Genomic DNA, 7,562 nt, shown 5'->3' on the forward strand with positions numbered 1-7,562 from the left:
TCGTCTGCCTCGTTTCTTCTCTGTCCGGCTTTCGCAGTGTACGGAAAACGAGGCGGGGCCCCGGTCCGGGTCGGACGGGGCCCCGCATTGGTTTGGTGCAGATCAGGCGTTGGCTGCCTTGTATGCGCGGCGCGCGCGATGCAGGATCGGCTCGGTGTAGCCGCTGGGCTGCGCAGCGCCGTCGAGGATCAGGTCCTTGGCGGCCTGGAAGGCGATGTTGCCGTCGAAGTTCGGCGCCATCGGACGGTAGGTGGTGTCTCCGGCGTTCTGGCGGTCGACGACGGGGGCCATTCGTTCGAGGGCGGCGACGACGTCGGCTTCGGTGACGATGCCGTGCCGGATCCAGTTGGCGAGTAGCTGGCTGGAGATGCGCAGGGTGGCGCGGTCTTCCATGAGTGCGACGTCGTGGATGTCGGGGACCTTGGAGCAGCCGACGCCGGCGTCGATCCAGCGCACCACGTAGCCGAGGATGGACTGGCAGTTGTTGTCGAGTTCTTCGCGCTTCTCGGCGTCGGACCAGTCGGTGTTCTCGGCGAGTGGGATGGTGAGGATGTCGTCGACGGTGGCGCGAACCTTGCCTTTGAGTTCGTCCTGGACGGCGAAGACGTCGACCTCGTGGTAGTGCGTGGCGTGCAGTGTCGCGCCGGTGGGTGAGGGCACCCAGGCGGTGTTGGCGCCTGCTTTGGGTTGGCCGATCTTCTGCACGAGCATGTCGTGCATGAGTTCGGTCATGGCCCACATGCCCTTGCCGATCTGGGCTTTGCCTTGCAGTCCTGCGGCCAGGCCGGTGTCGACGTTCCAGTCTTCGTAGGCGGCGATCCACTTCTGCTGCTTCATGGCGGCCTTGCGGACGACGGCACCGGCTTCCATGGAGGTGTGGATTTCGTCGCCGGTGCGGTCGAGGAATCCGGTGTTGATGAAGGCGATGCGTGCGGATGCGGCTTCGATGGCGGCGGCGAGGTTGACGGTGGTGCGTCGTTCCTCGTCCATGATGCCGACTTTGAGGGTGTTGCGGGGCAGCCCGAGCACGTCCTCGACGCGGCCGAACAGTTCGGTGGTGAACGCCGATTCGTCGGGGCCGTGCTGCTTGGGCTTGACGATGTAGATCGAGCCGGTGCGGCTGTTGCCGAGCGGGCCGTGGGCGTCGTCGGTGTGCAGTCCGTGGACGGCGCAGAGGCTGGTGATCAGTGCGTCGAGGATGCCTTCGGGGATTTCGTTGCCGTCGCTGTCGAGGACGGCGGGGTTGGTCATGAGATGACCGACGTTGCGGACGAACAGCAGCGAGCGACCGTGCAGTTCGAGGTCGCCGCCGTCGATCGCGGTGTAGACGCGGTTGCCGTTGAGGGTGCGGGTGTGGGTGGTGCCGCCCTTGGTGAACGATTCGGACAGGTCGCCGCGGTTGAGGCCGAGCCAGTTGCGGTAGCCGACGACCTTGTCGTCGGCGTCGACGGCGGCGACGGAGTCCTCGAAGTCCATGATCGTGGTGACGGCGGATTCGAGGACGAGGTCCTTGATGCCTGCGGTGTCGGTGCTGCCGATGGGGGACTGCGGGTCGATCTGGATGTCGATGTGCAGGCCGTTGTTGCGCAGCAGGATCGAGGTCGGGGCGGTGGGTTCGCCGAGGTAGCCGACGAGCTTGTCCGGCTGGGCGAGGGTGGTGCCGGTGCCGTCGGCGAGGGTGACCGTCAGCGCGCCGTTGTCGATGCGGTAGGCGGTGGTGCCGGTGTGTGAGCCGGTCGCCAGTGGTGCGGCTTTGTCGAGGAAGTCGCGGGCCCAGGCGATGACCTTGTCGCCGCGGACCTTGTTGTAGCCGGTGCCCTTCTCGGCGCCGTTGTCCTCGGAGATGGCGTCGGTGCCGTACAGCGCGTCGTACAGCGAACCCCAGCGTGCGTTGGAGGCGTTGAGTGCGAAGCGGGCGTTGAGCACCGGGACGACGAGCTGCGGTCCGGCGGTGGTCGCGATCTCGGTGTCGATGCCTGTGGTGGTGACCTCGAACGGGGCCGGGACCGGCACGAGGTAGCCGATGTCTTGCAGGAAGGCTTTGTAGGCGGCCGCGTCGTGGGGTTGGCCGGCCCGGTCGCGGTGCCAGGTGTCGATCGTGTGCTGGAGGTTGTCGCGGATGGCGAGCAGTTCGCGGTTGCGGGGAGCGAGATCGTGGACGATCTTGTCGGCGCCGGCCCAGAATGTCTCCGCGTCCACGCCGGACCCGGGGATGGCCTCGTTGTTGACGAAATCGTAGAGCACCTTGGCGACCTGGAGTCCGCCGACCTGAACGCGTTCTGTCATTGCCTCACTCTTTCCGGTAGCTGTGCACCCGGTTCGGTCGAGCCGACGCGGCCGCACGAAAAACACCAATCATGTTACCCGCCGGTAGCTCCGTGGGTGCCGGTGTGACACGCCAGGGCGGCGGTGCATCGATTCAGCAACTCCTGTCGCAGGGTTGCGGCGCGGATGGTGAGCGCCGTCTGCTCGCGGACGTACTGTGCACGTCCCGCGGCAGTCTCGATCGTGATCGGCGAGTAGCCGTAATCGATCAGATCATACGGGCTGGCTCGCATGTCGAGTTCACGCGCCGCCCATGCGTGTCGGAAGCACTCCAGGAGCAGGTCGGAATCGATCAACGGGGACAATTTGTAGCACCATTTGTATAGGTCCATCCCGGCGTGCAGGCACCCGGGCTGTTCCCGATCGATCTGGGACGGCCGGGTCAGGGGGTCGCTGTTGCGGACGACCGCATCGGGCGTGAAGAACCGGAACGCATCGTAGTGAGTGCACCGCAACTGCAAAGATTCCACGACGTGATCGGTGCCGTCGTGGCCGAGCCGCAGGGGTACCGCGCCGTGCCGCACCCCGGTTCGGTCCGCCCGATACACCATTGCCCACTCGTGCAGCCCGAAGCAGCCCAACTGCGGCGGCCGGGACGCGGTGGCGGCCAGCAGATCCCGCACGAACCGGATGGTGTCACGGCGATCGGTCGCCGCGCGCCGGGACACCGTGACACCCGGCTGTCCGCCCGTGACCACCTGTTCGTAGGCGGGGTGGTCGCGATACGCGCGGGCCTTCCCGCCGATCAGGACCACGCCGGCTCCGGGATGCCAGCGGCGCAGCTGACTGGGCCGGTGACTGTAGTAGGTGAACAGGAAGTCGTGCACCGGATGTGATTGCCGGGCCGCGCGCCGGCGCATATGTCCGGTGAGCAGGTCGTCGACGGCGGTGCGATGCCGGTCGCGGCGGGTGGTCCAGTCCGATTCGAGCAGGACGACCGGCCTTGGAAGTTCACTGTCGGTGAGTTCACTGTCGGTGAGTTCGCTGTTCATGCCGAGCGTTGCCCCGTGGTCGGATCAGCGGTGCGGTGGGTGGCGTCGCGGACGGTACCGACGAATTCTTCGACGAGGTCCTCGAGGGCGACGATGCCGATCACGGCGGAGTCCGGTCCGACGACCCCACCCAGGTGCGAACTGGTGCGCCGCAGCAACGCGAGCGCATCGTGGAGTCCGCTGGCCGGTGTGACCTGCGGAAGTGCGCGGATCTCGCCTGCGGGGATGTCGGTGTCGGGGCCGGCGTTCTCGTCGCGCACCAGGTCCAGCACGTCTTTGATGTGCAGGTAGCCGGTGACCTTCCCGGCCGTGTCGACGGTCGGGTAGCGGGAGAATCCGGTGTCGATGACGGCTTGTTCGACGGCACCGAGGGTGGTTCCTTCGGTGGTGACCGGCACGGTACGGACCCGCTCGATGGGGATCATCACTTCGGTGACGGTGCGGCCGCTGGTTTCCAGTGCCTGGGTGAGGCGGCGGTGTTCTTCCGCGTCGAGCAGCCCTTCGGAGCGGGATTCACCGATCATCTCCGACAGTTCGATGGCCGTGACGGTGACCTCGAGTTCGTCTTTCGGTTCGACCCGCATCAGCTTCAGGGTCAGGTTGGCGCACAGGTTGTAGAAGGCGATCAGTGGTTTGGCCAGGCGCATGAACAGCAGGTGCGGGGGGACGAGGAGCATCGCGGTGCGTTCCGGTCCGGCGATGGCGATGTTCTTGGGGACCATCTCGCCGAGCAGGATGTGCAGGACCACCACCAACGCGAGGGCGATGGTGAACGCGAGGGGATGCAGCAGCGAATCCGGGAGTCCGATCGCGTGGAGCGGTGTCTCGATGAGATGGGCGATGGCGGGTTCCCCTACCCGGCCGAGGAGGATCGAGCAGATGGTGATGCCGAGTTGGGAGCCGGCGAGCATCAGCGAGAGGTGTTCGCCGGCGTCGATGACGGTCTGCGCGCGTTTCTTGCCGTGGGTGACCAGTGCCTCGAGTCGGTCGCGGCGGGCGGTGATGAGCGCGAATTCGGCGCCGACGAAGAACGCGTTGCCGGCGAGGAGCAGCACGGTGAGCAGGACGCCGAGCCAGTCGTTCATCGCTCGTCTCCGTCCGTGCGGTGGGCGGGGGTGGCGTCGGAGGTCGCGTCGCCGCCGGCGGTGGGCGGGGGTGCCGGAGCGAGCAGGATCCGGTCGATGCGGTGCGCGTCCATCACAAGGATCCGGGCACACCAGCGTTCGGTGTCGTCGCCGGGACGTGTCGGCAGCAGTATCTCGTCGCCGGTCTCGGGGATGCGGCCGAGTTCGGTGAGGATCAGCCCGCCGAGTGTTTCGTAGTCGCCGTCGGGGGCGTGGTAGCCGGTGATGCGGGCGATCTCGTCGGTGCGCAGCAGCCCGGAGCAGGACCAGCCGGTGTCGAGGCGTTGCGCGTCGGGTTGTGGTTCGTCGTGCTCGTCCCGGACGTCGCCGAGGATTTCCTCGACGAGGTCCTCCATGGTGACGATGCCGGCGGTGCCACCGTATTCGTCGACGACGAGAGCCACCTGCATGCCGTCGGATCGGACACGTTCCATCACTTCGTCGCCGTCGAGGGTGGACGGGACGACCGGAACGGTCCGGGCGAGTTCGTGCAGTGGAGTGTCGGCGCGGCGCGGACCCGGCACGGTGAACGCGTGTTTGACGTGGACGACGCCGATGGTGGCGTCGAGGTCGCCGTCGATGACGGGAAACCGCGAGTAGCCGGTGCGGGCGGACATGTCGATCAGGTCCAACACGGTGTCGTGCTGGTCGAGGCATTCGATGGTGACCCGCGGAGTCATGAGGTCTTCGGCGGTGCGGCCGCCGAATCGCAGCGAGCGGTCGACGAGCAGCGCGGTGCGTTCGTCGAGGGCGCCGCTTTCCGCCGATACTCGGACGAGGGAGCCAAGTTCCTGCGGGGACCGCGCCGAGCGAAGTTCTTCGGCGGGTTCGATGCCGAGTCGGCGCACCACCCAGTTCGCGGATCCGTTGAGGCCGCGGATGGCCCATCGGAAGATCAGGGAGAACGCGGCTTGCAGTCCCGCGGTGGCGCGGGCGGTGCCGAGCGGATGCGCGATCGCCAGGTTTTTCGGGACGAGTTCACCGAAGACCATCGAGAACGATGTGGCGATGATCAGGGCGAGTGCCAGCGAGATGCCGGAGGCGGTGGATTCGCCGACGCCGAGGGCACGCAGCAGCGGGTCGAGGAATCGGGCCAGGACCGGTTCGGCGAGGTAGCCGGTGATCAGGGTGGTGATGGTGATGCCGAGTTGTGCTCCGGACAGCTGGAACGAGAGGGTGCGGTGGGCGCGCTGGACCTGGCGGGCGCGTCGGTCGCCGTTGCGGGCATGAGCGTCGACGGTGCTGCGTTCGAGTGCGGTCAGGGAGAATTCCGCGGCCACGAACAGTGCTGTGCCTGCGGTCAGTGCGACGAAGCCGATGAGGGACAGTATCGACAGCAGGACGGACATCATCCCCGCTCCTGTCGGGTTTCATTTCCGCCGGGTCGGTCACCCGGCTTGCTAGAGGAACCCTCCGAACCGGCGGAGTCGGTGTCCGCGTCGGCCGTGGTGGCCACTGTCGATGCCGTGCTGGTGAGTGTGGGTGCCGTGGGCACCGGGGTCCTTTCGTCGGGCTCGTGGTGGTGCTGCCGCACGTCGAGCGGGTCCGGGTCGGGGGACCATTCTACGGGGCGGGGTCGATACCGGCCGACCGGTGCCGGTCGGCGGTGAGCCGCGCCTGATTGCGGGAGAGCGCGACGGTGGCGGCGAGCATGGCGCCGACGGAGACGATCACCAGAACGAGGGTGGGTCCGTCGACGCGCAGGCGTTCACCGAGGACGGTCATGCCGAGGAACACCGCGGCGAGGGGTTCGCCGATGGTCAGGGCGGGGAGGGAAGCGCCGAGTGCCCCGGCTTGGAAGGCGAGTTGTTGCAGGTAGCCGCCGGTGAGGCCGGCCGCGACCAGCGCCCATGTCTGCCACGAACCGAGCACGGTGCCGAGTCCGTGTTCGAACAGGTCCGTGACGTGTTTGGTGAAGACGACGGCGACACCGAAGAGGATGCCGCCGCCGGCGCCGAACAGCAATGCCCGGGTGTGCGGTGCGGCGGCACATGTTGCGGCGGTGGTGGCGGCGGCCACGGTCAGCAGAACCGCACCCAGCGGCACGGCCCAGTGTCGGGCGGCAGCGTCGACCTGCCCTTCGGTGGGGTTGCCGACGACCAGGAACACCGACAGGGAGGTGCACAGGACGGCGGCGAGAATCCAGGTGGTGCGGCCGATGCGATGCCCGGTCACGATCGCGGACATGGGTAGCGCGAACAGCAGTGACGTCACGAGCAGCGGTTGCACGACGAGGATCGCGCCGAGCGCGAGGGCGGCGACCTGCAGGAGGTAGCCGCCGCCGTCCCCGACGAGACCCGCCCACCAGCGGGGGTTGCGTGCCAGCGCACCCAGCAGCGATCGGTCGTCGGTGACGGCGGCGGCCGAACTCTGTTGGGCGACGCTGGCGGCGGCGAAGAGCACGGCGGCGGCGAGGGCGCACGCCACCGATGCTGCCGCGGTGCCGGTCATGGCAGGCGGGTCAGGCTTCGACCTCGCTGCGGTCACCGCTCCACAGTGTGTGGAACTTGCCGGGCCGGTCGGTGCGTTCGTAGGTGTGGGCGCCGAAGAAGTCGCGCTGGCCTTGGGTGAGGGCGGCGGGCAGTCGTTCGGCGCGCAGTCCGTCGTAGTAGGACAGGGACGAGGCGAACGCGGGGATCGGGATGCCGAGGGTGGTGGCGATGACCACGACGCGACGCCAGGAGTCGATGCCCGCTTCGATGGCGTGGCGGAAGTACGGTGCCAGGATCAGGCTGGGCAGGGCCGGGTCGGCGTCGTAGGCCTCCTTGATGCGGTTGAGGAACTGGGCGCGGATGATGCAGCCGCCACGCCAGATGGTGGCGAGGGAGGCGCGGTCGACGTTCCAGCCGTATTCGGCACTGCCGGCGGCGATCTGGTCGAAGCCCTGCGCGTAGGCGACGATCTTCGACGCGTACAGGGCGGCGCGGATGTCCTCGGTGAACCGGGCGGCGTCGGTGGGGGTGGCGCCGAGGGTGCCGGCGGCCAGGCCGCGGGCGGCGGCCCGCTGGTCGCGGGAACCGGACAGGGCACGTGCGAAGACGGCTTCGGCGATGCCGGTGACGGGCACCCCGAGATCGAGGGCGGCCTTGACGGTCCAGCGGCCGGTGCCCTTCTGCTCGGC

Annotated in this window: 5 protein-coding genes and 1 pseudogene; all 6 read right to left on the bottom strand. The window is 68.0% G+C overall.

The features are described from left to right. Positions 1–102: 102 nt before the first annotated feature. Positions 103–2,286, bottom strand: coding sequence for a malate synthase G (locus WAX14_RS18580; RefSeq protein WP_422629522.1), 2,184 nt, complete (start codon positions 2,284–2,286; stop codon positions 103–105). Positions 2,287–2,360: 74 nt separating this feature from the next. Then, positions 2,361–3,317 (bottom strand): 3-methyladenine DNA glycosylase, encoded by a 957-nt coding sequence (locus tag WAX14_RS18585; RefSeq protein ID WP_422629523.1) that lies wholly within the window; start codon positions 3,315–3,317, stop codon positions 2,361–2,363. Then, positions 3,314–4,402 carry a hemolysin family protein gene (locus WAX14_RS18590; RefSeq protein ID WP_422629524.1) on the bottom strand — a complete coding sequence of 363 codons (1,089 nt, stop codon included), beginning with the start codon at positions 4,400–4,402 and terminating at the stop codon, positions 3,314–3,316. The genes WAX14_RS18585 and WAX14_RS18590 overlap by 4 nt, the downstream gene beginning before the upstream one ends. Then, positions 4,399–5,790, bottom strand: coding sequence for a hemolysin family protein (locus WAX14_RS18595; protein WP_422629527.1), 1,392 nt, complete (start codon positions 5,788–5,790; stop codon positions 4,399–4,401). The genes WAX14_RS18590 and WAX14_RS18595 overlap by 4 nt, the downstream gene beginning before the upstream one ends. Before the next feature lie 214 nt (positions 5,791–6,004). Further along, on the bottom strand, positions 6,005–6,892 hold the full coding sequence (locus tag WAX14_RS18600; protein WP_422629525.1) for a DMT family transporter: 888 nt from the start codon (positions 6,890–6,892) through the stop codon (positions 6,005–6,007). A gap of 10 nt (positions 6,893–6,902) precedes the next feature. Further along, positions 6,903–7,562, bottom strand: a pseudogene (locus WAX14_RS18605) (NADP-dependent phosphogluconate dehydrogenase); the annotation flags it as partial.

Source organism: Rhodococcus sp. (in: high G+C Gram-positive bacteria) (assembly GCF_049299235.1).
GTDB lineage: Bacteria > Actinomycetota > Actinomycetes > Mycobacteriales > Mycobacteriaceae > Rhodococcus.